24 protein-coding genes are annotated in these 24,334 nt (G+C 72.9%); 8 read left to right on the top strand and 16 right to left on the bottom strand.

The features are described 5' to 3' along the window. Nucleotides 1-137: 137 nt before the first annotated feature. Entirely contained in the window at nt 138-839 is a 702-nt protein-coding gene (locus ACFZCD_RS08375) for a response regulator (protein WP_391828980.1), read from the bottom strand. Beyond that, nucleotides 827-2,647, bottom strand: coding sequence for a sensor histidine kinase (locus ACFZCD_RS08370; RefSeq protein ID WP_391828979.1), 1,821 nt, complete (start codon nt 2,645-2,647; stop codon nt 827-829). Before ACFZCD_RS08370 ends, ACFZCD_RS08375 begins: the two co-directional genes overlap by 13 nt. Nucleotides 2,648-2,767: 120 nt before the next feature. Here ACFZCD_RS08370 and ACFZCD_RS08365 point away from each other — a divergent pair, with 120 nt between their 5' ends. The 5 genes from ACFZCD_RS08365 (at nt 2,768) to cseC (ending at nt 7,300) form a co-directional block, all read left to right on the top strand. After that, a complete protein-coding gene (locus ACFZCD_RS08365) occupies nt 2,768-3,745 on the top strand; it encodes an A/G-specific adenine glycosylase (RefSeq protein WP_391828978.1) in 978 nt (325 codons plus the stop codon). 280 nt (nt 3,746-4,025) lie between these two features. Next, nucleotides 4,026-4,574 (top strand): SigE family RNA polymerase sigma factor, encoded by a 549-nt coding sequence (locus ACFZCD_RS08360; protein ID WP_120755533.1) that lies wholly within the window; start codon nt 4,026-4,028, stop codon nt 4,572-4,574. After that, the gene (locus tag ACFZCD_RS08355) at nt 4,562-5,230 is read left to right on the top strand and encodes a hypothetical protein (RefSeq protein WP_391828977.1); all 669 of its coding nucleotides are present in this window, start codon (nt 4,562-4,564) and stop codon (nt 5,228-5,230) included. The genes ACFZCD_RS08360 and ACFZCD_RS08355 overlap by 13 nt, the downstream gene beginning before the upstream one ends. A gap of 7 nt (nt 5,231-5,237) precedes the next feature. Beyond that, nucleotides 5,238-5,945: a two-component system response regulator CseB gene (cseB, locus tag ACFZCD_RS08350; RefSeq protein WP_391828976.1), complete on the top strand. Its 708-nt coding sequence runs from the start codon at nt 5,238-5,240 to the stop codon at nt 5,943-5,945. A gap of 53 nt (nt 5,946-5,998) precedes the next feature. Beyond that, nucleotides 5,999-7,300, top strand: a complete 1,302-nt coding sequence (gene cseC / locus ACFZCD_RS08345) for a two-component system sensor histidine kinase CseC (protein WP_391828975.1) — start codon at nt 5,999-6,001, stop codon at nt 7,298-7,300. A gap of 52 nt (nt 7,301-7,352) precedes the next feature. Here the strand turns inward: cseC and ACFZCD_RS08340 are convergent, their stop codons facing one another. Both ACFZCD_RS08340 and ACFZCD_RS08335 read right to left on the bottom strand, forming a co-directional pair. Next, nucleotides 7,353-7,862, bottom strand: coding sequence for a VOC family protein (locus ACFZCD_RS08340; RefSeq protein ID WP_391828974.1), 510 nt, complete (start codon nt 7,860-7,862; stop codon nt 7,353-7,355). Nucleotides 7,863-7,979: 117 nt separating this feature from the next. Next, nucleotides 7,980-8,717 carry a M23 family metallopeptidase gene (locus tag ACFZCD_RS08335; protein WP_391828973.1) on the bottom strand — a complete coding sequence of 246 codons (738 nt, stop codon included), beginning with the start codon at nt 8,715-8,717 and terminating at the stop codon, nt 7,980-7,982. 358 nt (nt 8,718-9,075) lie between these two features. On the opposite strand from ACFZCD_RS08335, the gene ACFZCD_RS08330 reads away from it, so the two are divergent. Together ACFZCD_RS08330 and ACFZCD_RS08325 are read left to right on the top strand one after the other, a co-directional pair. After that, nucleotides 9,076-9,414: a trypco2 family protein gene (locus ACFZCD_RS08330; protein WP_391828972.1), complete on the top strand. Its 339-nt coding sequence runs from the start codon at nt 9,076-9,078 to the stop codon at nt 9,412-9,414. Nucleotides 9,415-9,416: 2 nt separating this feature from the next. Then, the gene (locus ACFZCD_RS08325) at nt 9,417-11,714 is read left to right on the top strand and encodes an NACHT domain-containing protein (RefSeq protein ID WP_391828971.1); all 2,298 of its coding nucleotides are present in this window, start codon (nt 9,417-9,419) and stop codon (nt 11,712-11,714) included. Nucleotides 11,715-11,782: 68 nt separating this feature from the next. On the opposite strand, the gene ACFZCD_RS08320 is transcribed toward ACFZCD_RS08325, so the two are convergent. Then, nucleotides 11,783-14,308 (bottom strand): ATP-dependent Clp protease ATP-binding subunit, encoded by a 2,526-nt coding sequence (locus ACFZCD_RS08320; RefSeq protein WP_391828970.1) that lies wholly within the window; start codon nt 14,306-14,308, stop codon nt 11,783-11,785. A 499-nt stretch (nt 14,309-14,807) separates the two neighbouring features. Between ACFZCD_RS08320 and ACFZCD_RS08315 the strand changes: the two genes are divergently transcribed. After that, nucleotides 14,808-15,494 carry an SCO3374 family protein gene (locus ACFZCD_RS08315; protein ID WP_391828969.1) on the top strand — a complete coding sequence of 229 codons (687 nt, stop codon included), beginning with the start codon at nt 14,808-14,810 and terminating at the stop codon, nt 15,492-15,494. Here ACFZCD_RS08315 and ACFZCD_RS08310 read toward each other — a convergent pair. The 11 genes from ACFZCD_RS08310 to ACFZCD_RS08260 all read right to left on the bottom strand — a co-directional run bounded on the left by ACFZCD_RS08310 (nt 15,425) and on the right by ACFZCD_RS08260 (nt 24,303). Then, entirely contained in the window at nt 15,425-15,766 is a 342-nt protein-coding gene (locus ACFZCD_RS08310) for an Lsr2 family protein (protein ID WP_391828968.1), read from the bottom strand. The two genes, ACFZCD_RS08315 and ACFZCD_RS08310, sit on opposite strands and share 70 nt — an antisense overlap. A 160-nt stretch (nt 15,767-15,926) precedes the next feature. Beyond that, the gene (locus ACFZCD_RS08305; protein ID WP_391828967.1) at nt 15,927-16,445 is read right to left on the bottom strand and encodes an amino-acid N-acetyltransferase; all 519 of its coding nucleotides are present in this window, start codon (nt 16,443-16,445) and stop codon (nt 15,927-15,929) included. Nucleotides 16,446-16,454: 9 nt separating this feature from the next. Beyond that, entirely contained in the window at nt 16,455-16,850 is a 396-nt protein-coding gene (locus ACFZCD_RS08300) for a BlaI/MecI/CopY family transcriptional regulator (protein WP_058045637.1), read from the bottom strand. 141 nt (nt 16,851-16,991) lie between these two features. Continuing rightward, entirely contained in the window at nt 16,992-17,171 is a 180-nt protein-coding gene (locus ACFZCD_RS08295; RefSeq protein WP_391828966.1) for a hypothetical protein, read from the bottom strand. 116 nt (nt 17,172-17,287) lie between these two features. Then, the gene (locus ACFZCD_RS08290; protein WP_391828965.1) at nt 17,288-18,013 is read right to left on the bottom strand and encodes a hypothetical protein; all 726 of its coding nucleotides are present in this window, start codon (nt 18,011-18,013) and stop codon (nt 17,288-17,290) included. 73 nt (nt 18,014-18,086) lie between these two features. After that, nucleotides 18,087-18,725, bottom strand: coding sequence for a hypothetical protein (locus ACFZCD_RS08285; RefSeq protein WP_391828964.1), 639 nt, complete (start codon nt 18,723-18,725; stop codon nt 18,087-18,089). A 194-nt stretch (nt 18,726-18,919) separates the two neighbouring features. Then, on the bottom strand, nt 18,920-19,717 hold the full coding sequence (locus ACFZCD_RS08280; protein WP_356287499.1) for a type III pantothenate kinase: 798 nt from the start codon (nt 19,715-19,717) through the stop codon (nt 18,920-18,922). Further along, complete coding sequence (gene nadC / locus ACFZCD_RS08275) at nt 19,717-20,760, bottom strand: carboxylating nicotinate-nucleotide diphosphorylase (protein ID WP_391828963.1); 1,044 nt, start codon at nt 20,758-20,760, stop codon at nt 19,717-19,719. Before nadC ends, ACFZCD_RS08280 begins: the two co-directional genes overlap by 1 nt. Next, a complete protein-coding gene (locus ACFZCD_RS08270; RefSeq protein ID WP_391828962.1) occupies nt 20,757-22,475 on the bottom strand; it encodes an L-aspartate oxidase in 1,719 nt (572 codons plus the stop codon). The genes nadC and ACFZCD_RS08270 overlap by 4 nt, the downstream gene beginning before the upstream one ends. After that, nucleotides 22,472-23,386, bottom strand: a complete 915-nt coding sequence (gene panC, locus ACFZCD_RS08265; RefSeq protein ID WP_391828961.1) for a pantoate--beta-alanine ligase — start codon at nt 23,384-23,386, stop codon at nt 22,472-22,474. Before panC ends, ACFZCD_RS08270 begins: the two co-directional genes overlap by 4 nt. Next, nucleotides 23,383-24,303, bottom strand: a complete 921-nt coding sequence (locus tag ACFZCD_RS08260; protein WP_391828960.1) for a Rossmann-like and DUF2520 domain-containing protein — start codon at nt 24,301-24,303, stop codon at nt 23,383-23,385. The genes panC and ACFZCD_RS08260 overlap by 4 nt, the downstream gene beginning before the upstream one ends. Between the last annotated feature and the right edge of the window lie 31 nt (nt 24,304-24,334).

Raw genomic sequence — 24,334 nt, 5'->3', positions numbered from 1 at the left:
GCCTGCGGCCAGCCGAACCGCGTTCGTCCCTCGCCGACGCCCCATTCCGCCGGACCTCACCGTCGTGGTGTCCCGCCGTAGCGGCGGGCATATAGCCGCGGCGGAGCCGCGGAAACGACCCGCCGGCCGCTATTCGTCTACTCGTTCAGTGATGAGCCCGTCGTCAGGCCCGCCTCGTAGGCGACGATTGCCGCTTGGACGCGGTTGCCGACCTCCAGGCGGTCGAGGACCGCGCTCACGTATCCCTTCACCGTGCCTTCCACCAGGTGGAGCCGGCGGCCGATGCCGGCGTTCGAGAGGCCCTCGGCCAGGAGGGCGAGGACCTCGCGTTCGCGGGACGTCAGGCCGGCGATCCGGGCGCGGGCGGCGGCCCCGCGGGTCAGGCGTTCGCCGCCGAGTTCGGCGATGACGTGGCGGGCCACCTTCGGGGAGAGGTAGGCGCCGCCGTCCGCGACCGCGCGGACGCCGGTCATGAGTTCATAGGGGTCGCCGGACTTGAGGAGGAAGCCGGTGGCGCCGCCGCCCAGGGCACGCGAGATGTAGGCGTCTTCGGAGAACGTCGTGAGGATCGCGACAGCCGTGCCGGGCACGCTCCGGCCGATCTCCTCGCACGCGGCGAGGCCGTCCATGCGCGGCATGCGGATGTCGAGCAGCGCGACGTCCGGCCGGTGGGCGCGGGCCGCCTCGACGGCCTCGTGGCCGTCCGCCGCCTCGGCGACCACGTCGATGCCGGGGTCGGCGGACAGGATCGCGCGGACGCCGGCGCGGATCATCGTCTCGTCGTCGGCGATGAGGACCCTGATCGCCGACGGTGTCTCGCGGGCGGTCACCGCACCCATTCCTTCTCCTCCTGTTCCACGACGCCGGCTGTACCGGCGCGCGGTATGCGGCTCTTCGCGACGAGGTGCCCGTCGCGGAAGCAGAGCCGGAAGTGTTCGACGCTGACGAAGAGTTCGCTGCTCGCCCGGTAGTAGCGGCACTCGGCCCCCGCCGGCGGCACGCCCGGGGCGCGGCCGGCCGGCGGGTCGGCGACCTGCCGGTCGGGCAGGAAGCGTGCGACGTCGGCGTAGGGCGCGCCGACGCGCAGGGCCGCGTAGTCGGCCGGCTTCAGCACGGAGTGTGCCTTGCTGTAGGCGTACCAGCCGAAGGTGGCTCCGATGAAGACGGTGGCGCCCGCGCCGGCGACGGCGAACGGGACGGCGAACCGCCGCGCGGCGGAAGGCCCGGACCGCCCGGCGACGGAGGACGGCGGCCCGGGGCGGGGACCCGGCGCGTGCGGCAGCCGCGCCCGGACCCGGAACCCGTTCCCGTCCGCGCAGGCCCCGGCCGTGAACTCGCCTCCCGTGAGCGCCACCCGTTCCCGCAGCCCCAGCAGGCCCGTACCGCCCCGCGCCGTGACCAGGCCCGTGCCGCCCCGCGCCACGGCCGCCGATTCGCCCGTACCCGCCGTACCCGCCGTACCCGCCGTACCCGCCGTAGCCGCCGTACCCGCCGTAGCCGCTGGGCCCGCTGCACCCGCGCCTTCATCCGCTTCAGCCGCCCGGGCAGGACCGTTGACGACCGTCACCACCGTCTCCCCGCCCCCGCCCGGCTCTCCCGCCGCGGTCGTCATGGTCGTCGCGGTCGTCACGGTCACCGAGACCTCCGCCCCCGGCGCGTGCTTGGCCGCGTTCGTCAGCGCCTCCTGGACGACGCGGTACGCGGCCCGCTCCACGAGCGGCGGCAGCTCCGCCTCCCGCGGCAGCCGGGCGCGTACGGGCAGGCCGGAGGCGGCCGCCCGGTCGACGAGGGCGCGGAGCGAGTCGTCCGGCGGGGTCAGCGGCGCGGGCTCGGGCGGGCCGACGTCGCGCAGGACGCCGATGATGTCGCGGAGCCGGTCCGTCGCCGACGCCGCGGCCTCGCGCAGGTCCGCGGCGGCCGCCCGGTGCGTCGCGTCGAGGCCCGGGGCGACCTGCAGGGCCCCGGCGCGCAGCGCGATCAGGCTGAGTTCGTGGCCGAGCGAGTCGTGCATGTCCTGGGCGATGCGGGCGCGCTCCCGCAGCCGGGCCCGGTCGGCGACGATCTCCTGCTCGCGCTCCAGCTGCGCCGCCCGGCTCCAGCCCGCGGCGAGGAGTTCGCGCGCCTGGCGCCGGTACCGGCCGGCGAGCCAGGGGAAGACCGCGCCGAAGAGCAGCGTGCCGATCAGAACCAGCCATTCGATGACGGGGTCGGCGTTGCGGGCGAGGACGAGCACCGTGCCCGCGGCCGCGACGGCCGGGAAGGCCTGCAGCGCGGGCCGGATCCGGGCCGAGCGGCGGCCCAGCAGGTAGCCGAGGACGGACAGCGCGGGCCCGTAGGAGAGGGTGAAGAGCGAGGGCGAGGCGGCGAGCCCCAGCCCCGCGGCGAGCCCCAGCGCGAGCAGGGGGCGGGCCCGGGAGACGGCGACGGCGACGGCGAGGACGGCCGCGCCGGCCGCGGTCTGCCACCAGGGCCGGGGCGCGTTCAGGCCGAGCAGGTCCGTGGCGATGCCGGGCACGGTGAGCGCCGCCCACAGCAGGGCGTCGGGCAGGGCCCTGATCGAGCGCCCGGTCCGGACGATCCCGGTCCGGCCCCTGCTCAGGGCCTGGGAGAGGGCCCGTCCCGGGGCGGTGGTCGTGCGGCGGTTCACCGGTCCGACGGTACAAGGCGGCCCGTCCGCGCACCTCTGACGAAAGTCAGACGAAAGTCAGGTGCACGGGGCCCGGCGCGTTTCTCCGTCGTCCACGACCGTGCCAGGATCGGAAGGGCCATGACTGTGACAGCCCGCACCACCCTCGCCGGTCTCCCCGAACCCGCCGCCGCCCCCTTCCCCGGGACACCGTCCTCCGAGGCGCAGTCCTCCGGGGCGCCGTCCCCCGAGCTGCTCCACGGCCCGGTCATCGACTGGTTCGCCGCGCACGCCCGTGACCTGCCCTGGCGGCGTCCCGAGGCGGGCGCGTGGGGCGTGATGGTCAGCGAGTTCATGCTGCAGCAGACGCCCGTCAGCCGCGTCCTGCCGGTGTACGAGCAGTGGCTCGCGCGCTGGCCGCGCCCGGCGGACCTGGCGGCCCAGCCGCCCGGCGAGGCGGTGCGCGCCTGGGGCCGCCTCGGCTATCCGCGGCGGGCGCTGCGGCTGCACGCCGCCGCGACGGCGATCACCGAGCTGCACGGCGGCGAGGTGCCGCGCGACCACGCCAAGCTGCTCGCGCTGCCGGGCGTCGGCGAGTACACGGCGGCGGCGGTGGCCTCCTTCGCGTTCGGGCAGCGGCACGCGGTCCTCGACACCAACGTGCGCAGGGTGTTCGCGCGCGCCGTGAGCGGCGCGCAGTACCCGCCGAACGCGACCACGGCTGCCGAGCGCAAGCTGGCCCGGTCCCTGCTGCCGGAGAGCGAGCCGGTCGCGGCCCGCTGGGCCGCCGCGACGATGGAGCTGGGCGCGCTGGTCTGCACGGCGCGCACGCCGGTCTGCGGGCGCTGCCCGATCGCCGACCGGTGCGCGTGGCGCGCGGCCGGCTCCCCGGCGCACGACGGCCCGCCGCGCCGTGGCCAGACCTACGCGGGGACCGACCGGCAGGTGCGCGGCAAGCTGCTCGCGGTGCTGCGGGAGGCGCTGGAGCCCGTGCCGCAGGTGGCGCTGGACGCCGTGTGGGACGAGCCGGTGCAGCGGGCCCGGGCGCTGGACGGGCTGGTGGCGGACGGCCTGGTGGAGCCGCTGGAGAACGGGACGTACCGGCTGCCGCTGACGTAGCTGCAGGCATGGCTGCGGACACGGAGACAGAGCCCGTGACAAAGGCCCTCACAAAAGTCTCCCGCGCACCGGCCGAAAGGCCCTCCCGAACAGGACAGAGACCCCTTTTCACGCCCTACCGCCCCTGCTCCCGCACCGCTGTTACACAACCTATGGACAGCTGTGCACCAGCCGCAGTGCTGCCGCACATCACGCCGCAACAGCTCCTCCGTAGCGTCCTACTCGTGCTGGGAGACCACCAGCGTGACGCGGGGAATGCAAGCGGAATGGAGGCTGCGAGATGGCCAGCAGCGGCAAGGTTCTGGACTTCGAGGAGTACGTGCGCAACCGTCAGGACGCGCTCCTGCGCAGCGCCCGCCGTCTCGTGCCGGACCCGATCGACGCGCAGGACCTCCTCCAGACCGCTCTCGTGCGCACCTACGGCCGCTGGGAAGGCATAGCGGACAAGTCGCTTGCCGACGCCTACCTCCGCCGTGTCATGATCAACACTCGTACGGAGTGGTGGCGCGCCCGCAAGCTCGACGAGGTGCCCACCGAGCAGCTCCCCGACGCGAGCGTCGAGGACGGCACGGAGCAGCACGCCGACCGCGCCCTGCTGATGGACGTCCTGGGTGTCCTGGCGCCCAAGCAGCGCAGCGTCGTCGTGCTGCGACACTGGGAGCAGATGAGCACCGAGGAGACCGCGGAGGCGCTCGGGATGTCGACCGGAACGGTCAAGAGCACGCTGCACCGGGCCCTGGCCCGGCTGCGTCAGGAGCTGGAGAGCCGCGACCTGGACTTCCATGCCCTCGAGCGCAACGAGCGGGGGCAGGAACGGTGCGCAGCCTGAGGAAGGCGGCTCCCCCACGGCCGGTACTGATCACCGGCGGCACGGTCACTGCTCTGGCCGCTGCCGCCGGTCTTCTGCTTGCCGGGTGCAATGCGGGCAGCGAGGGCGTGCGCAAGGAGGGCAGCGCGCAGACGCAGTCCGCCGCGAAGCCGACCCGGCTGCCCTCGGCCGCGGCGACGGTGGAGCGTCCGCAGCCGAAGATCGACGCGGTCAAGCTGCTCAAGAACGACCCGAAGATCGGCAGCCAGGTCAAGAAGGACCTCAAGCCCTGTGTGAAGAACCAGTACCCGCTCGACGTGATCTACGGGAAGCTGACCGACGGCTCCCGCGACGACATCGTCGTCAACATCCTCACCTGCGGCGATTCCGTGGGCGTGGGCTCGTATGTGTACCGTGCGAAGGGCGACGGCTCCTACGAGAACGTGTTCATGATCGAGCAGGCGCCGGTCTACGCCGAGATCGACCGCCGCGACCTCCGGGTCACCAAGCAGGTCTACGGCCCCGGTGACGCCGTCTGCTGCGCCTCGGGCGAAGATGTCATGACGTACCACTGGTCGGGTGCGGAGTTCCGGGAGACCGGGCGCACGCACACCGACTACAGCAAGGCCGGCAACAACGACAAGGGCGATCTCCCGAGCGTGGGAACGGAGGGCTGAGAGCAGCGTGGCCGATACGCATGTGCTCTTCGTGGAGGACGACGACGTCATCCGTGAGGCGACCCAGCTGGCACTGGAGCGGGACGGCTTCGAGGTGACCGCGGTGCCGGACGGGCTGCTGGGGCTGGAGAAGTTCCGCGCCCGCAAGCCCGACATCGCGCTGCTCGACGTCATGGTGCCCGGCCTGGACGGGGTCAGCCTCTGCCGCCGGATCCGCGACGAGTCCACCGTCCCGGTGATCATGCTGTCGGCGCGCGCGGACTCCATCGACGTCGTCCTGGGCCTGGAGGCCGGGGCCGACGACTACGTCACCAAGCCCTTCGACGGCGCCGTGCTCGTCGCCCGCATACGGGCCGTGCTGCGCCGCTTCGGGCACGCCGGCGGGAAGAACGGCACCGCCGGGGACGACGCCCCCGAGGAGCTGGAGGGCGGCGTGCTGCGCTTCGGCGACCTCGAGGTCGACACGGACGGCATGGAGGTCCGCAAGGGCGGCGAGCCCGTCGCCCTGACCCCGACCGAGATGCGGCTGCTGCTGGAGTTCTCCGCGGCGCCCGGCACGGTCCTCTCCCGCGACCGCCTGCTGGAGCGCGTGTGGGACTACGGCTGGGGCGGCGACACCCGCGTCGTCGACGTGCACGTGCAGCGCCTGCGCGGCAAGATCGGCCAGGACCGGATCGAGACGGTCCGCGGCTTCGGCTACAAGCTCAGAGGGTGATCAGAGGGTGACCGGATGACCCCCCGGGCCGGCAGCTCAGGGGCGGCGGGCCCGTGGTGAAGCTCGCCCTCCGCTCCGGTCTGCGCTGGAAGGTCAGCCTCGCCATCGCGGGCGTCGGCGCGCTCGTCGCGGTGGCGCTCAGCCTCGTCGTGCACAACGCCGCCCGCCTGTCCATGCTCGACAACAGCCGCGACGTCATGGACGAGCGGGTGCAGATCGCCCAGCGGTACTACGAGAACACCGGCCGGCTGATGCTGCACGCCAAGATCGACGACCCCGCGCTGCCCAAGCCGCTGCGCGACGCCGCCGCCACCGGCCAGCGCGCCACCTTCCTGCAGGACTCCGGCGGCGGGAACTCGCCCGAGGTCTGGGCCTCGGTGCCGGTCCGCAACGGCCGGATCCTCTCGATCCACACCCGGTTCAAGGACCGGTTCTCCATCATCGACGCCCTCGACAAGGCGCTGATCATCGGCTCGGTCTCCGTCGTCCTCGGCGGCTGCGCCCTCGGCATCCTCATCGGCGACCAGCTCTCCCGCCGGCTGCGCAAGGCCGCGACGGCCGCCCGCAAGCTCGCCGACGGCGACTCGGAGGTACGGGTCCGGGAGGCCATCGGCGGGCGCGTCCGCGACGAGACCGACGACCTGGCCCGCGCCGTCGACGGCATGGCCGAGGCGCTCCAGCGCCGCCTGGAGGCCGAGCGGCGGGTCACCGCCGACATCGCCCACGAGCTGCGCACCCCCGTCACCGGCCTGCTCACCGCCGCCGAGCTGCTGCCGCCCGGCCGGCCCACCGAGCTCGTCCGCGACCGGGCGCAGGCGATGCGCACCCTCGTCGAGGACGTCCTGGAGGTCGCCCGGCTGGACGGCTTCGCCGAGCGCGCCGAGATGCAGGAGATCCTGCTGGGCGAGTTCGTCGAGCGCCGCGTCCGCTCCGTCGAGCCCGGGGCCCGCGTACGGGTCGCCCGGGACGCCTACGTCTCCACCGACCCGCGCCGCCTGGAGCGCATCATCGGCAACCTGCTGGCCAACGCCGCCAAGCACGGCAAGCCGCCGTTCGACGTCACCGTCGAGGGACGCGTGCTGCGGGTGCGCGACCACGGGCCCGGCTTCCCCGAGGAACTGCTCCAGGAGGGCCCGAGCCGCTTCCGTACGGGCAGCAAGGACCGCGCGGGCAAGGGCCACGGCCTGGGCCTGACCATCGCAGTCGGCCAGGCTCGCGTCCTGGGCGCGCGCCTGACCTTCCGCAACGCCGACCCCGAGGTGGAGGGCGGCACGGGGGCGATCGCGGTGCTGTGGCTGCCGGAGTCGGCGCCGACGAGCACGGGGACTTTCCCGATCATCCAGGTGCCGGACTAGCCGGCCCCGAGCCTGCGGGCCGTCCGGAAACCCGGGTCCCCGGGCCCCCGGTTCACATCGGGTCGACGCACTCGCCCCAGGCCTTGCCGGGGTCCAGCTGCTCGTTGCGCTGGGTCAGCGAGAACCAGTTGCCGGAGTCGTCACGAAAGATCGCCTCCGTGCCGTACGGCCGCTCCTTGGGCTCCTGCAGGAACTCCACACCCCGGGCCTTGAGCGTCTCGTAGTCGCGGAGGATGTCGTCGGTGCTCAGCACCCCCGCGCCCAGCGCTCCCTCGGCCACCAGCTTCTTCAGGGCCTCCGCCGACTCCGGCCCGACGGCGGGCGGGCCCGGGACCATCAGGGTGAGCTCGACGTCGGGCTGGTCCTTGGCGCCGACGGTCAGCCAGCGCATCCCCTTGCCGCCCCCGCCTCCGCCTCCGCCTCCGCTCGCGTCTCCGTCGCCTCCGCCGCTGTCCATGGTCATGTCGGTGCGGACCTCAAGACCGAGTTTGTGGACGTAGAAGTCCTTCGCCCGGTCCTGGTCGAGGACCCAGACGGTGGCAATGGCAATTCCCTTGATCATGACGCGCTCCGATCGCCGGTTTTCCACGCTCCATGACCACGGTAAAAGCCGGAGCCGGCGCACCGCTTGTCGCGGTGCGCCGGCTCCGGGGGATCCGGGCGGATCAGAAGTTATGGATCAGAGGTTCTCGCCGTGGGCCTTCATGAAGCCGACCGGCTCGACGGCGGTGCCGTAGTTCGGCGTGGTGCGGATCTCGAAGTGCAGGTGCGGGCCGGAGGAATTGCCGGTGGAGCCCGACAGGCCGATCTCCTGGCCGGTGGTCACGGTCTGGCCGACCGAGACCTTCACCTGCGAGAGGTGGGCGTACTGCGAGTACGTGTTGTCGGCATGCTTGATCACGATGGCGTTGCCGTACGCGGGACCGTCACCGCCGCCGTTCGGGCCGGCCTTGACGACCGTGCCGCCGTGGACGGACATGACGGGCGTGCCGGTGCCGACGACGAGGTCCTGGCCGCTGTGCTTGTGGGCCCACATGGCGCCGTCCTTACCGAACGGCTGGCCGATCTGGTAGCCGGCGACGGGGGCGACCCAGGCGTCGGCGCGCTTGCGCGAAGCCTCGGCCTGCTTGCGGGCGTCCTCGGCGCGCTTGGCGGCGTCCCGCTGGGCCTGCTCGGCGGCCTGCTTCTCCTTCGCCGCCACCTTCAGCTGCGTGTCGGCCTGCTTGTTCAGGGCGTCGTGCAGCGTCGCGACGGACGACGCGAACGCCGGGAACTCGCTCGCCGAGGTGGTGGTGTCGGCTGCGAGCGCAACCCCGGAACCCAGCGCGACCGAGGCTCCCAGGCCGGCTGCCACGACGGCGGCGCGGGTACGGAGAACGGTCTTGCTCGGGTTACGGAAAGCGGTGCGCTTCGACATACGGATAAACCTCCAGGCAGAAACAGGTCCCGGCTGCGGACCGGGATCGCCCTACCTTGGTAACCCGTATTCGCCGGGCTGCCAAGAACGGCCTCTACTAAGGAATGCCGTAGCGGAGGGGAGGGAATTCAACCGCCTCTGAGCAGGGATTCCGCCTGTTTTTCGGGGGATACCGGGAAGCGCTTCTCTCCTATTTCCCCTAGTACGTGACCCACGCCCTATGGCGGGCATCACCGCCGGAGGACATTCGGCCTTCCCCGTTCCGGGACCAAAGGCCCGGCCGCGGAGGTACGCTCCCCGTCAGCGGCCGCGCACGGAGCGTGCGGCCCGCAGGGGCGGGACAGGGGTGGGAGCGGACATGAGTGGCGGATTCGAGGACGTCGAGCTGGCGGACGCCGTGCAGGCGGTCCGGGAGGGCCTGACCTCGGCGGCGGCCCGGGGGGCGGGCCAGGACCTGGCCTTCGAGGTGGGCGAGATCGCCATGGAGTTCACCGTCGAGATCCGCAAGGACCTCAAGGGCTCGGGCGGGGTGAAGGCCTGGGTGGTCAGCGCGGACGCGGAGGCGTCCCGCGGCTCGACCCGTACGCACAAGGTGGCGTTCACCCTGACCCCGAAGGACACCCGCACGGGCGGCAGCTGGCGCGTGGGCAACGAGCGGCCGGGCGGGGTGTCGCGGTTCGGGACCGCCGGGCAGTAGCGGTGGGCCGGGCGAGAACGTTCCCGTCGGTCGAGGACCGGCTGGTGGCGGTGCTGGGGGCCCGGCAGGGCAGCGGGGTGCTGCTGACGCCGGAGCTGGTGCTGACGAGCGCGCATCTGTTCCGGAGGGACGACACGGTCGAGGTCGCCGCCCCGGACGGCAGCGGGCGGGTGCCCTGCGACGTCGTGTGGTCCGGCGACCCGGACACGTGCGACGTCGCGCTCCTCCTGGCCAGGAGGCCCGTGCTGCCCCTCCGGCGCGTGCCGCCGCTGCGGTGGGGCAAGTGCGCGGGCTGGCAGCCGATGCCGCGCTGCCAGGTCCTGGGGTTCCCGCAGGTCCAGCGGTACGGGCCCGGCGAGCTGGAAGCCATACAGATCCCCGGCACGCTGATGCCGCTGGCGGGGCGGATGCGCGGCCGGTACGTCCTGCACGCCGACCACCACCCGCCGGCGGCCGTCCCCGACGGCTCGCCGTGGGCGGGCCTGTCGGGCGGGCCGGTGTTCGCGGGCCCGCTGCTCATCGGCATCGCGAGCGGGGACCCGATGGGCTGGCAGCACGCCTCCATCGAGTCGGTGCCGCTGGCCGCCGTGATCGACGACGACGGTTTCACGAAGGCCCTGGCGAGCCACTGGCGGGGCCTCCCGGAGTTCGAGGAGATCTCCTCCGCGTACCCCGAGGACCTGGCCTACGAGCCGGCCTACGCGAAGGCGGTCAAGGCCGCCTACAGCCGGCTGGAGATCTTCGGCCTGGACGAGCTGAGCTCGGGCGACTGGGACCTGGACACGGCCTACCTGAGCCTGGAGGCGCAGACGCCGTCCGCGGCGGGGCTCGCGCGCCCGGAGGCCGGCCGCATCGAGGACCTCCTCGGCTCGCGGCCGCGGACGGTCCTCCGGGGCGAGGCGGGCGCGGGCAAGACCACGCTCGTGTGGTGGCTGGCCTCCCACACCGTGTGCCGGACGCTGCCCGCGCAGCTGTCCGAGCTCGACGGAATGATCCCCTTCGTGATCCCCATGCGCAGCCTGGCCGCCCGGGGCATCACCTCCCCCACCCCTTCCCAGCTCCCCAAGATCGCGCGCCTGCCGGTCGACAGACCGCCCGACGGCTGGGCGGGGCGGGTGCTGGAGGCGGGGCGCGGCCTGCTCCTGGTCGACGGCATGGACGAGATCCCGCAGGCGGACCGGGAGCTGGCCCGCAAGTGGCTCGCCGGGCTCCTGCGGATGTACCCGCGGACGCGCTGCCTGGTCACCGTCCGGCCCCTGGCCGTCGGCGGCGACTGGCTGGAGCAGGAGGGGTTCGAGGAGCTCCGGCTGCTCCCCCTGGGCGACGCGGACATCCGGTCGTTCGCCCGCTCGTGGCACCGGGCCGCCCGGCTGGAGTGCGACCGCTATCCGGACGAGCACTGGGCGAAGAGGCAGCGCGACCGGCTCGACGCGCTCGAATACGAGCTCGACCAGGAATTCGGGCGCAGCGAGGCGCTGCGCGACCTGGCGCGGACCCCGCTGCTCTGCGCGGTCATCTGCGCCCTGCACCGGCAGCGCAACGGATTCCTCCCGAAGACCCGCTGGGACCTCTACAGCGCCGCCCTGAACCTGATGCTGGCGACGCGCGACATCCACCGCCGCATTCATCAGCCGGAGGGCATCGAGCTCACGGTGGACGAGGGCCGCCAGCTGCTGCAGCGCATTGCCGTCTGGCTGGTCCGCAACGGCCGCGCCGAGCTCACCCGCGAGCAGGCCGTACGGCAGCTCGAATCGGCATTGCGGGGGCTGCGGCGCGTCCGCGCCCAGGGCACTCCCCAGGCCGTGCTGGCGCATCTGCTCAATCGCAGCGGGCTGCTCCAGGAGCGCTCACCGGACGCCATCCAGTTCATCCACCGCACCTTCCAGGACTATCTGGCGGCGAAGGAACTCCAGGAGAGCGACTGCCTGGACGAATTACTGCTCCACGCGGCGGAGGAACAGTGGCAGGACGTCCTGCGGCTGGCCGTGGGCCACTGCGGGCGCAGCGAGGAGAGACGGCTCATCGCCGGACTGACGGCGGCGGCGGACGCGGCCCCATACCGGGCGACGGAGTGGCCCTTGCGGGCGCTGGCGGCCCACTGCGCGCTCAATGCGCGATATCTGGAGGATGACCAGTATGACGAGGCGTGGGAGGGGCTGAAGGCGCTCCTGCCGGCGGTGACAGACAGCGAATTCCTCTCCCTGGATCCAGAGGTCGTAGTGGCCCTCGCCGACGACATGGGGCTGTCCACCGACGAGATCTGCGATCCCGCGCCGCCCGACCCCCGGAAAGCGGACTGAAATACGGGTCGGCCCCCGGAACCTCACGGTTCCGGGGGCCGACCACTGTCACACGATGCGCGGAGCGCCTACGCGTCCTTGGACAGGTTCGGGCCCGCCCCGCCCGCGGCCGACTCGATCGGCGGCGTGTCCGGCAGGGCCGACTTCTCCTCGCCGCGGAAGGTGAACTTCTTCTCCTCGCCCTCGCCGTCCGTGCCGACGACCACGATGTGGCCGGGGCGCAGCTCGCCGAAGAGGATCTTCTCGGAGAGGATGTCCTCGATCTCGCGCTGGATCGTACGGCGCAGCGGACGGGCGCCCAGGATCGGGTCGTAGCCCTTCTTGGCCAGCAGCTGCTTGGCGTCCGCGCTGAGCTCGATGCCCATGTCGCGGTCCTTCAGCCGCTCGTCCACCTTGGCGATCATCAGGTCGACGATCTGGATGATGTCTTCCTGCGAGAGCTGGTGGAAGACCACCGTGTCGTCGACACGGTTGAGGAACTCGGGCCGGAAGTGCTGCTTGAGCTCCTCGTTGACCTTGGCCTTCATGCGCTCGTAGCCGGTCTTGACGTCGCCCTGGGCGGCGAAGCCCAGGTTGAAGCCCTTGGAGATGTCCCGGGTGCCGAGGTTGGTCGTCATGATGATGACGGTGTTCTTGAAGTCCACGACCCGGCCCTGGGAGTCGGTCAGGCGACCGTCCTCCAGGATCTGCAGGAGCGAGTTGAAGATGTCCGGGTGGGCCTTCTCGACCTCGTCGAACAGGACCACGGAGAACGGCTTGCGGCGGACCTTCTCCGTCAGCTGGCCGCCCTCCTCGTAGCCCACGTAGCCGGGGGGCGAGCCGAAGAGCCGCGAGACGGTGTGCTTCTCGCTGAACTCCGACATGTCGAGGGAGATCAGGGCGTCCTCGTCGCCGAAGAGGAACTCGGCGAGCGTCTTGGACAGCTCCGTCTTACCGACGCCCGACGGGCCGGCGAAAATGAACGATCCGCCCGGGCGCTTGGGGTCCTTGAGGCCCGCACGGGTGCGCCGGATGGCCTGGGAGAGCGCCTTGATGGCGTCCTTCTGGCCGATGACGCGCTTGTGCAGCTCGTCCTCCATGCGCAGCAGACGGGAGGACTCCTCCTCCGTCAGCTTGAAGACCGGGATGCCGGTGGCCGTGGCGAGGACCTCGGCGATCAGCTCGCCGTCGACCTCGGCGACGACGTCCATGTCGCCGGCCTTCCACTCCTTCTCGCGCTTGGCCTTCGCGGCGAGGAGCTGCTTCTCCTTGTCGCGCAGGGACGCGGCCTTCTCGAAGTCCTGCGAGTCGATCGCGGACTCCTTCTCCCGGCGCACGTCGGCGATCTTCTCGTCGAACTCGCGGAGGTCCGGCGGCGCGGTCATCCGGCGGATGCGCATCCGGGAGCCGGCCTCGTCGATCAGGTCGATCGCCTTGTCCGGCAGGAAGCGGTCGGAGATGTAGCGGTCGGCGAGCGTGGCGGCCTGGACCAGCGCCTCGTCGGTGATGGAGACGCGGTGGTGGGCCTCGTAGCGGTCGCGCAGACCCTTGAGGATCTCGATGGTGTGCGGCAGCGACGGCTCGGCGACCTGGATGGGCTGGAAGCGGCGCTCGAGGGCGGCGTCCTTCTCCAGGTGCTTGCGGTACTCGTCGAGCGTGGTGGCACCGATGGTCTGCAGCTCGCCGCGGGCCAGCATCGGCTTCAGGATGCTGGCGGCGTCGATCGCGCCCTCGGCGGCACCCGCACCCACCAGGGTGTGGAGCTCGTCGATGAACAGGATGATGTCGCCGCGGGTGCGGATCTCCTTGAGGACCTTCTTCAGGCGCTCCTCGAAGTCACCGCGGTAGCGGGAGCCGGCGACCAGGGCGCCGAGGTCGAGGGTGTAGAGGTGCTTGTCCTTGAGGGTCTCGGGCACCTCGCCCTTGACGATGGCCTGGGCCAGGCCCTCGACGACGGCGGTCTTGCCGACGCCGGGCTCGCCGATGAGGACCGGGTTGTTCTTGGTGCGGCGGGACAGCACCTGCATGACCCGCTCGATCTCCTTCTCGCGCCCGATGACCGGGTCGAGCTTGGACTCGCGGGCGGCCTGCGTCAGGTTGCGGCCGAACTGGTCCAGGACGAGCGAGGTCGAGGGGGTGCCCTCGGCCGGGCCGCCGGCGGTGGCGGCCTCCTTGCCCTGGTAGCCCGAGAGCAGCTGGATGACCTGCTGCCGGACCCGGTTGAGATCGGCGCCCAGCTTCACGAGGACCTGGGCGGCGACGCCCTCGCCCTCGCGGATCAGGCCGAGCAGGATGTGCTCCGTGCCGATGTAGTTGTGGCCGAGCTGAAGGGCCTCGCGGAGCGAGAGCTCCAGGACCTTCTTCGCACGGGGAGTGAAGGGGATGTGCCCGGACGGGGCCTGCTGGCCCTGACCGATGATCTCCTCCACCTGCTGGCGGACCGCCTCGAGCGAAATCCCGAGGCTCTCCAGGGCCTTAGCGGCGACACCCTCACCCTCGTGGATCAGGCCCAGGAGGATGTGCTCGGTGCCGATGTAGTTGTGGTTGAGCATCCGGGCTTCTTCCTGAGCCAGGACGACAACCCGCCGCGCACGGTCGGTGAACCTCTCGAACATCGTTAATCGCTCCTCAGAGCGGTCAGGCAAGTAGGGGTCGGTCCCCTCCCTGTCCTTCCGCATGCTAGTCCCGCGGGACGGGACAGCTCATTCCAACTGCCGACATCCGTCCGGATCACCCCGCGTCGGCGGGGAAACCTGCTGCCGAACAGCCGACATCTCCTCCAACCCGATGGTGGGAGACGATGTTCCCGCAGGCCAGGCATATACGCTCGTCGTCACTACGCCGACGGCGAACGCGCGCCCGGCCCGACCTGCCCGCCCAGCGCCCGCCGCCACCCGTGGTGACGCGCTCCGCGCGGTGTCGCACCGCCTCTTCCCATGGGGAACCTCTTACCCGCAAGGATTGACAGTCCATGCGGCGCGGGCACCGTTCATCCGCTACGGGCGAACACCCTCGCGCCGCCCGGAGCGCCTGTGCGCCCCCCACTCCTTATACGGAGTGTGCCCAACTACCAACCCAGAGTAACCTCTTGGGCGTTTCGCAGTTGCACCGCATATGACCGTTGTCCTCCCGCGCCCCGGCGGCCCCGCAGCACCATGGTGCCAGGCGCGCCGGTGGTACGAGCGCGAGCTCGGCTGGCCGACCTCCGGCGAGGCGCCCCTGGAGCTGCTCACCGGGCTCCGCTTCGACGCCCTGGGCCTGCCGCTGGACGCGGGCGTGGCGCTGCTGGGCCGCGCCGTGCGCACCGGCCCCGTCGCGCTCGACGCCGGGGCGCGCAGGCTGTGGTTCCTGGTCGCCGCGGGCAGCGCGGACGAGCTGCCGGAGCTGCTCGACTGGCTGGAGTGGGGCGCGGTCGCCCTGGACCTGGCCGTGCGGGGGCCGGGCGGGCGGATCGCCGCGCCCGTGCCCGCCGGAGCGGGGCACTGCCGTCCCGGGGCCCTCGGGCCGGGGGAGCCGGGCGGGCCGGTCGCGCCGGCGAGGGCGGTGTGGGTGCGGCCGCCCCGGGCCGGGGACCGAGGGGGCGAGGCCGAGCCGTCACTCCCCGTCACCGGCCTCGGGGGCGAGGGGGCCGCCCCCGATCTCGCACGGCTCGTGGGCGCGGCGGCCACGGAGGTCCACCGGGCCCGGCTGCTGCGCGCCCGGGGAGCACGCCGCGGCCTTCCGGGGGAACGTCAGCCGTTGGCCTTCTCGTACGCCTCGCGGATGTCGGCGGGCACACGACCGCGGTCGTTCACGTTGTAGCCGTTCTTCTTGGCCCAGGCGCGGATCTTCGCGGTGTCCGGGCTGCCGCCCGTGACCGCGGCCGCGCGCGCCTTGCCCCGGCTGCCCGCGGCACGGCCGCCGGTGCGGCGCCCGCTGCGGGTGTACGGCTCCAGCAGACCGCGGAGCTTGTCGGCGTTGGCCGTGGTGAGGTCGATCTCGTACGTCTTCCCGTCCAGGGCGAACGTCACGGTCTCGTCGGCCTCGCCACCGTCGAGGTCATCGACAAGAAGGACCTGAACCTTCTGCGCCACGGGGAATCCTTTCAGTGGAAAATGGGATTACGGAGGAATAGCAAACCGCCTTTCCCGGAAAAACACAAACCCCCCGGGAAGGTTCAGCCCGCCTTCCGCGTGGGAAGCATCCCTTCCGGAGCCATGTGATAGGGGCGCGATTCGGACATAGGGACCGCGATCACAGATGCAGAAGCATCCGGCTGTTGCCAAGGGTGTTCGGCTTCACCCGTTCGAGACCCAGGAACTCGGCGACACCCTCGTCATAGGAACGCAGCAGCTCGCTGTAGACATCACCGTCCACGGGCGTCTCACCGATCTCCACGAAGCCGTGCTTCGCGAAGAAGTCCACTTCGAAGGTGAGGCAGAAAATGCGCCGCACGCCGAGCCAGCGCGCCGTCTGCAGCAGCTTGCCCAGTACGGCGTGGCCGATGCCGCCGCCCTTGACGTCCGGGTCCACCGCGAGAGTGCGCACCTCCGCGAGGTCTTCCCACATCACGTGCAGGGCGCCGCAGCCGATGACGGTGCCGTCCTCGTCCCGCTCGGCCACCCAGAACTCCTGGATGTCCTCGTAAAGAGTGACGGTGGCTTTGTCGAGGAGGATGCCGTCACGAACGTACGTGTTGATGAGACGGCGCAGCGCCGGCACATCGCTGGTCCGGGCACGGCGGACGGTGACGACTTTTGATAGCGCGGGCATGCCCGGACGCTATCGTCCCGGGGCGCCCGTGCCGTCGCCGGGCCCGTCGAGTTGCACGACCCGGATCGCATCCCGCAGCGCTTCGCGTTGTTCGGCCGACATCATGCCGAAGAAGGCGACAAGAGCCGCTGCGGGGTTGTCGCTCACGGACCACGCTTCGTTCATCAGTGCGGCCGAGTAGGCGGCCCGGTTGGAGACGGCCTCATATCGATAGGCGCGGCCTTCCGCTTCCCGGCGCAGCCAGCCCTTCTGATACAGGTTGTCCATTACGGTCATGACGGTGGTGTAGGCGATGGACCGTTCCTGTTGAAGGTCTTCCAGCACTTCTCGAACAGTGACCGGCCGGTTCCAGTCCCACACGCGCGTCATGACGGCGTCTTCCAGATCACCCAGGCGTCTGACCACACGCGAATAATAGTGGGAGATGTCTGGAATGACGCTTTATCGGGGCAGCAAAGGGGCAGCAAAAAGGGCGCACGGCGAGAATTGCGGTCTCTTGCCGTACGCCCTGTGAGCACCCCGCGCCCGCGTGCGGGCGCGGCCGCGTCAGGCCGCGCTGCCCTCGCCGGACCGGCGGCCGGCCTCGGCCCGGGCCAGCGCCGCGTCGACCACGGCGTCCTCCTTGGCCTTGTTCGCACCGCCCTGGCTCTTGATGATCGTCACGACCAGGGCGGTGAAGGCGATCGCCATCACGACGGGCGGTACCAGTGCGGCGACGTAGTCCATGACCGTCGGCTCCTTCTGGATCGGGATTGCGCGGTTTCCGAGCGACCCGTCCAGATTACGCGCGCCCCGGGACGGCCCTCGGGCGGGCCCGGCGCACGCGTGCGGCCCCCGCGCCCTCAGGCGGGCCGGGCGCGCGGGGCCTCGGCGGCCGGCGGCGGGGCGGGCTTGCGGCGGGGCGGGAAGACCTCACCGGGGGTGGGGATGGGCCGGTCCGGGCGGGAGGGCTTGCCGGGGTCGCCCCCGGGCTTCTCCCCCGGCTTCTCGGCCGGCTTCTGCCCCGGCTTCCGGCCGGGGCGCGGCGTGGCCGCCCCGGGGGGCGCCGGCGGGCGGCCGCCGGGCAGGGCGAGCAGCGGGGTGCGGCGCAGCCGGATGCGGGCGGCGGGCACCGCGCAGGCCGTGCGGTCGGCGGGCGCTCCCGGCCCGGCCGCGCCGGCGACGAGCTCGCAGCGGCGCAGCAGGGCCCGGTAGGAGGCCGTGGCGGGCCCGGCGGAGGGCGTCGCGCACAGGGCGCGGAGCGCGTCCAGGTCCTCTGCGCGCGGCCGGTAGCCCGCCGCGAGGGCGTCCTGGAGGCGCTCGGCGTAGCCGGAGGCGGCGCCGGGCAGAGCGGCGCGGTAGCGGGCGAGGTCGGCGCGGAGGAAGGCACGCAGCCTTCCGCTCTCCAGCACCGCCTCGTCCACGGCTTCGGCGAGCCGGAGGCAGGCGCGCACCTCCGCGGCGCGCTCGGGACCGGAGCGCCCGGGAACGGCGTGGGGGTGGAGAGCGATGGCGAGGGCTCGGCGCAGCACGCGCAGTTCGTCCGCGCTGAATGCCATGCCGCCGCGGGATCCATATGGCGTGGGCATGCGCTGACTTTAAGTGCTAAACGGACAATTTTTGTATAGCTGGATATTTACGGCGTGGCATGGGTCGTCCGGCCTACCGCCGGCGGCGGGTGACCCCCAGCGCGATGGCACCCGCCGAGACGGCGGTCCCGGAAGTGGTGGCGAGCAGGAGCGTGCTGCTGGTGGCGGGCGGCTCGGGCAGCGGTTCGGGCAGCCGGTCCACGACCTCGACCCGGATCGGCGCCGCGTCGTTGCCGGGGTCCGGGTCGGGGGACGGCTCGCCGTCGCGGTCGAGGACCCGCACCTGCCCCTCGGCGCCCTCCACCTTCTCGTCGATGCGGACCCGGAAGCCGAGCGTCTCCCGCTCGCCCGCGGAGAAGTGCTCCCCGATGGAGCAGATGTACGAGCCCGGCTGCGCGTCCGGGCCCACCGCCGGCACACAGGGCTGCCGCGCACCGCTGTGCGGGGGCGCGGTGATCGTCGTGCCCGGCGGGGGCGTCACCTCGTACGTGCCCGCGCCGCGCCCGGGCCGGACGCCGGCCGGGCCGGGGCCGCCGTTCCTGACCCCGAGCTCGACCTCGACGGTCTCGCCGAGCCGGCCCACGACCGGGTGGGCGACGGCCTGGTAGTCGGCGCCGGGCGCCGGTGCGGCCTGCGCCGGTGCGGCGCACAGCCCCAGGCCGGCCGCCAGCGCCGCGGCGGGGACCGCCGCCCACCGCATTGTCCGCTTCATTCCCATACGCTCCACGCCCATCGGATGCAGGATCAGGTTCCGCAGCTGACAGGACAGTTGAAACGAAGCGTTGGTTGCATCCCCGCCCGTACCGGCCCCCGGGCGGCGAGCGTTTCCGGACGCCGGGCACGGGAGGCGTTCCGCTGCGTGCGGGAGGCGTTCCCTCCGTGCGGAAGACGTGCGGGAGACGGTCCCTACGTGCGGGAGACGTTCCGCTCGTAGACCAGCCGCAGGCCGATCAGCGTGAGCCACGGCTCGTGCTCGTCGATGACCGACGCCTCGCCGAGCACCAGGGGCGACAGCCCGCCCGTGGCGATGACGGTGACGTCGTCCGGATCGTCGGCGAGCTCACGGGCCATCCGCTCGACCACACCGTCGACCTGCCCGGCGAAGCCGTAGAGGATGCCCGACTGCATGGCCTCGACCGTGTTCTTCCCGATGACGCCGCGCGGGCGGGCCAGCTCGATCTTGCGGAGCTGCGCGCCCTTGACGCCCAGCGCCTCCACCGAGATCTCGATGCCCGGGGCGATCACCCCGCCCGCGTACTCGCCGCGGGCGCTGACCGCGTCGAAGGTGGTGGCCGTGCCGAAGTCGACGACGATGCACGGGCCGCCGTAGAGCTCCACGGCGGCGACGGCGTTGACGATCCGGTCGGCGCCGACCTCCTTGGGGTTGTCCATCAGGATCGGCACGCCGGTCTTGACGCCCGGCTCGACCAGGACCGCGGGCACGTCGCCGTAATAGCGGCGGGTGACCTCGCGCAGCTCGTGCAGGACGGCCGGGACCGTGGAGCAGATGGCAATGCCGTCGATGCCGTCACCGAGCTCCTCGCCGAGCAGCGGGTGCATGCCCATCAGGCCCTGGAGCAGGACGGCCAGTTCGTCGGCGGTCCGGCGGGGGTCGGTCGACACCCGCCAGTGCTCGACGATCTCCTCGCCGTCGAACAGGCCGAGGACCGTATGGGTGTTGCCGACATCGATGGTGAGCAGCATCAGGCGGTTTCCTCCCGGGCGCCGTCCTCGTCGCCCTCGCGCAGGTCGAGGCCGATGTCGAGGATCGGGGAGGAGTGCGTCAGCGCGCCGACCGCCAGGTAGTCGACGCCCGTCTCGGCGTAGGCGTGGGCGTTGACGAGGGTGAGCCGGCCGGAGGACTCCAGCATCGCGCGGCCCGCGACGAGCTCGACGGCCTCGCGGGTCTGCTCCGGGGTGAAGTTGTCCAGCATGATCAGGTCGGCGCCCTCGGCGAGGACCGGCGGGATCTGGTCGATCCGGTCGACCTCGACCTCGATCGCCAGGCCGGGGAAGGAGTCCCGCACGGCCTTGAAGGCCTCGGCGACGCCGCCGGCCGCGACCACGTGGTTGTCCTTGATGAGGGCCGCGTCCGACAGGGACATGCGGTGGTTGACGCCGCCGCCGCAGCGGACCGCGTACTTCTCCAGGGCGCGCAGGCCGACCGTGGTCTTGCGGGTGTCGCGGACGGCGGCCTTGGTGCCGTCCAGCAGGTCGGCCCACTCGCGGGTCGCGGTGGCGATGCCCGACAGGCGGCACAGGATGTTGAGCGCGCTGCGCTCGGCGGTGAGCAGGTCGCGGGTGCGGGTGCGGACCGTGAGCAGCTTCTGGCCCGCGGTCACCCGGTCGCCGTCCTCGACGTGCCGCTCGACCTCGAACTCCTCGGTGCAGACGACCGAGAGGATCGCCTCGGCGACGTGCAGGCCGGCGACGGTGCCGTCCTCGCGGGCGGTGAAGTCACCCGTGGCGACGGCGTCGGCGGGGATGGTGGCCAGGGTGGTGACGTCCTTGCCGCCGTCGAGGTCCTCCTCGATGGCGAGGTGGGCGATGTCCTCCACCTGCAGCGGGTCCAGGCCGGCGTCGGCGAGCAGGCGGGCGAGGTCGGGGTCGAGCCCGCACTCCATGACGTCCTCGGCGAAGGTCTCGCCGCAGCCGCAGCCGTCACCGCAGCCGCCGGTCGCCGACTCCAGGTTCACCTGGATGTCCTGGCCGATCTGGTGGAGGGGGAGGTCGTTCGGGGTGGTCACGTGGTGCTCCTCGGGTCGGCGCCGGTCGTGGGCGGGTGGGGCGTCGGGGCCGCTACGGGCGGGAAGGCCGCCGTCTCGGTGGTGGAGACCGCGAGCGTACGGTCCGGGCGCAGGGCCACCAGAAGGTGGCGGCGCCAGGCATCGTCCCGGTCGGGGGCGTCCTCGCGCCAGTGGCAGCCGCGGGTTTCCTCGCGGCGCAGGGCCGCGGCGACGAGGACGCGGGCGACGAGCAGGAGGTTGGTTGCCTCCCAGCTCTCCGTGCCGGGCGCCTCCAGCGCGGTGGCGGCGTCCTCGTCGATGCGGGCCAGCTCCGCGGCCGCCCGTTCGAGGCTCTTCCTGGACCGCAGGACTCCGGCGCCTTCGGTCATGATGCGCTGGATCTCCGGCCGGGCCTTCGGACCGGCGAGCACGCCCGTGCCGGCGGTGGCCGGCTGCAGGGGCGCGCCCGGCTCCCGGGGGCCCGCCGCGAGGGCCGCCGTGATGTCCGCGGCGATGCGCTCGGCGAAGACGAGGCCTTCCAGCAGCGAGTTCGACGCGAGGCGGTTGGCGCCGTGCACGCCGGTGCAGGCGACCTCCCCGCACGCGTAGAGACCCGGAAGGGTGGAGCGGCCGAGCAGGTCCGTACGGACGCCGCCGGAGGCGTAGTGCGCGGCGGGCGCGACCGGGATCGGCTCGGTGACCGGGTCGATGCCGTGCGCGCGGCAGGCGGCGAGGATCGTGGGGAAGCGGTGCTCCCACATCTCGGCGCCGAAGTGCCGGGCGTCGAGGTACATGTGCTCGGCGCCGAGCTCCTGCATGCGGCGCATGATGCCCTTGGCGACGATGTCGCGCGGGGCCAGCTCGGCGAGCTCGTGGCGGCCCACCATGAAGCGGTGGCCGTCCGCGTCGACGAGGTGGGCGCCCTCGCCGCGCACGGCTTCCGACACCAGCGGCTGCTGGCCCTCGGCGTCCGGGCCGAGCCACAGCACCGTGGGGTGGAACTGGACGAACTCCAGGTCGGAGATCTCGGCCCCGGCCCGCAGGGCGAGGGCGACGCCGTCGCCGGTGGAGACCGCGGGGTTCGTCGTCGCGGAGAAGACCTGGCCCATGCCGCCGGTGGCGAGGACGACGGCCCCGGCCCGGACGGCGCCGACGCCGTCGCGCTCGCCCTCACCCATCACGTGCAGGGTGACGCCGGCGGCGCGGCCCTCCGCGTCCTTGAGGAGGTCGAGGACGAGGGCGTGCTCGATGGTCTCGATGCCGGCCGCGCGGACGGCCTCGACCAGGGCGCGGGAGATCTCGGCGCCGGTGGCGTCGCCGCCGGCGTGGGCGATGCGGCGGCGGTGGTGGCCGCCCTCGCGGGTCAGCAGGATCGCGCCGGTCTCGTCGTCCGTGTCGAACTGCGCGCCCGTGGCGATGAGCCGGCGGACCGCGTCGGGACCCTCGGTGACCAGGGTGCGCACGGCCTCCTCGTCGCACAGGCCGGCGCCCGCGACGAGCGTGTCGTCCAGGTGCTGCGCGGGGGTGTCACCCTCGCCGAGGGCCGCGGCGATGCCGCCCTGCGCCCAGCGGGTGGAGCCGTCGTCCAGGAGGGCCTTGGTGACGACGGTGACCTTGGCCCCGGCCGCGGCGCAGCGCAGGGCGACGGTCAGGCCGGCCACGCCGGAGCCCACGACGACGACGTCCGCGTCGACGGACCAGCCGGGGCGGGGGGCGTGGAGCCGTATGCCGTTCATCGCTGCGCTCCGACGGTCAGGGGGACGTTGTCGATCAGGCGGGTGGTGCCGACCTTGGCGGCGACGGCCAGGACGGCTTCGCCCGCGAAGTCGCCGGGAACGTCGGTGAAGTCGGCGGGGTCGACGAGGGCCGCGTAGTCGAGGTGCAGCGGGGGGTCGAGCCGGGCGGCCTCGTCCAGGACGGCGCGGGCGGCGGCCAGGGCGGCCGGCGCGGTGGCCTTCTCCCGCTCGGCCGCGGCCAGGGCGCGGGACAGGGCGAGGGCCGTCTTCCGCTCGGCGGCGGACAGATAGCGGTTGCGGCTGGAGAGGGCGAGGCCGTCGGTCTCCCGGACGGTCGGCACGCCGACGATCTCCGTGCGGAAGTTGAGGTCGCGCACCATGCGGCGGATCAGGGCGAGCTGCTGGGCGTCCTTCTGGCCGAAGAAGGCCAGGTCGGGGCGGGTGAGGTGGAGCAGCTTGGCCACGACCGTGAGCATGCCGTCGAAGTGCCCGGGGCGGGAGGCGCCTTCCAGGCGCTCGCCCATGGGGCCCGCGGTGAGGCGGACCTGGGGCTCTCCGCCCGGGTACACCTCCTCGGCGGAGGGGGCGAAGACGGCGTCCGCGCCCGCCGCCTCGGCGATCTCCAGGTCGGCGTCCAGCGTGCGCGGATAGCGGTCCAGGTCCTCGCCCGCGCCGAACTGCAGGGGGTTGACGAAGACCGTGGCGATCACGAGGCCCTTGCGGCCGACGCGCTCGCGCGCGGCGCGTATGAGCGTGGCGTGGCCCTCGTGGAGCGCGCCCATGGTCATCACGACCGCGGTGCGGCCGGGGACCGCGTAGTGGTCGAGGAGGTAATCGAGATCCTCGACGGTGGGTACGAGCTCGAAGGCGGGCTCGCGGTCCCGGTCCTTCAGCCACTCGGCAAGCGTCACGGCCGTCCTCCGTCGGACAGTACGCCGAGCAGGTCCTCGGCCAGTTCGGGCTTGAGCAGGCCGGCCGCGAGGGCGCGGTCGGCGGTCGTGCGGGCCATCGCCAGATAGCCGGCGACGGCCTGGGGTGCGTGGGCGCGCAGCTCGGCGACGTGCGCGGCGACCGTGCCGGCGTCGCCGCGGGCCACGGGGCCGGTCAGGGCCGCGTCGCCGCTGCGCAGGACGTTGTCGAGCGCGGCGCCGAGGAGCGGGCCGAGCATGCGGTCGGGGGCCGCGACGCCGGCCGTCCGCAGCAGGTCCATCGCCTGGGCGACCAGGGTGACCAGGTGGTTCGCGCCGAGGGCGAGGGCCGCGTGGTAGAGCGGGCGGGCCTCTTCCGCTATCCACTCGGGCTCGCCGCCCATCTCGATGACCAGGGCCTCCGCGGCGAGCCGCAGCTCCTCGGGCGCGGTGACGCCGAAGGAGCAGCCGGCGAGGCGGTCGACGTCGACCGGGGTGCCGGTGAAGGTCATCGCGGGGTGCAGGGCGAGCGGGAGGGCCCCGGCCCGGCGGGCGGGGTCGAGGACGGCGGTGCCGTGCCGGCCCGAGGTGTGCACGAGGAGCTGGCCCGGGCGCACGGCGCCCGTCTCGGCGAGGCCGCTGACCAGGCCCGGCAGGGCGTCGTCGGGCACGGTGAGCAGGACCAGCTCGGCGCGCGCGAGGACCTCGGCGGGCGGGACGACCGGGACCTCGGGCAGCAGGGCCGCTGCCCTGCGCACCGAGGCGTCGGAGACCCCGGAGACGGCGACCGGACGGTGCCCGGCGAGCCGGAGCGCGGCGGCGAGCGCCGGGCCGACACGGCCCGCGCCGACGACGCCGACGGTGAGCCGTGCGGGCCGGTCCTGGGGGCTCGGGTGCTCCGGGAGAGTGTGTGCGTTCACGCGGCGATGGCCTTCCGTTCCAGTCCGCGGG

The sequence above is a fragment of the Streptomyces sp. NPDC008001 genome, assembly GCF_042958085.1.
GTDB lineage: Bacteria > Actinomycetota > Actinomycetes > Streptomycetales > Streptomycetaceae > Streptomyces.
This window is presented reverse-complemented; position numbering and strand designations above follow the sequence as displayed.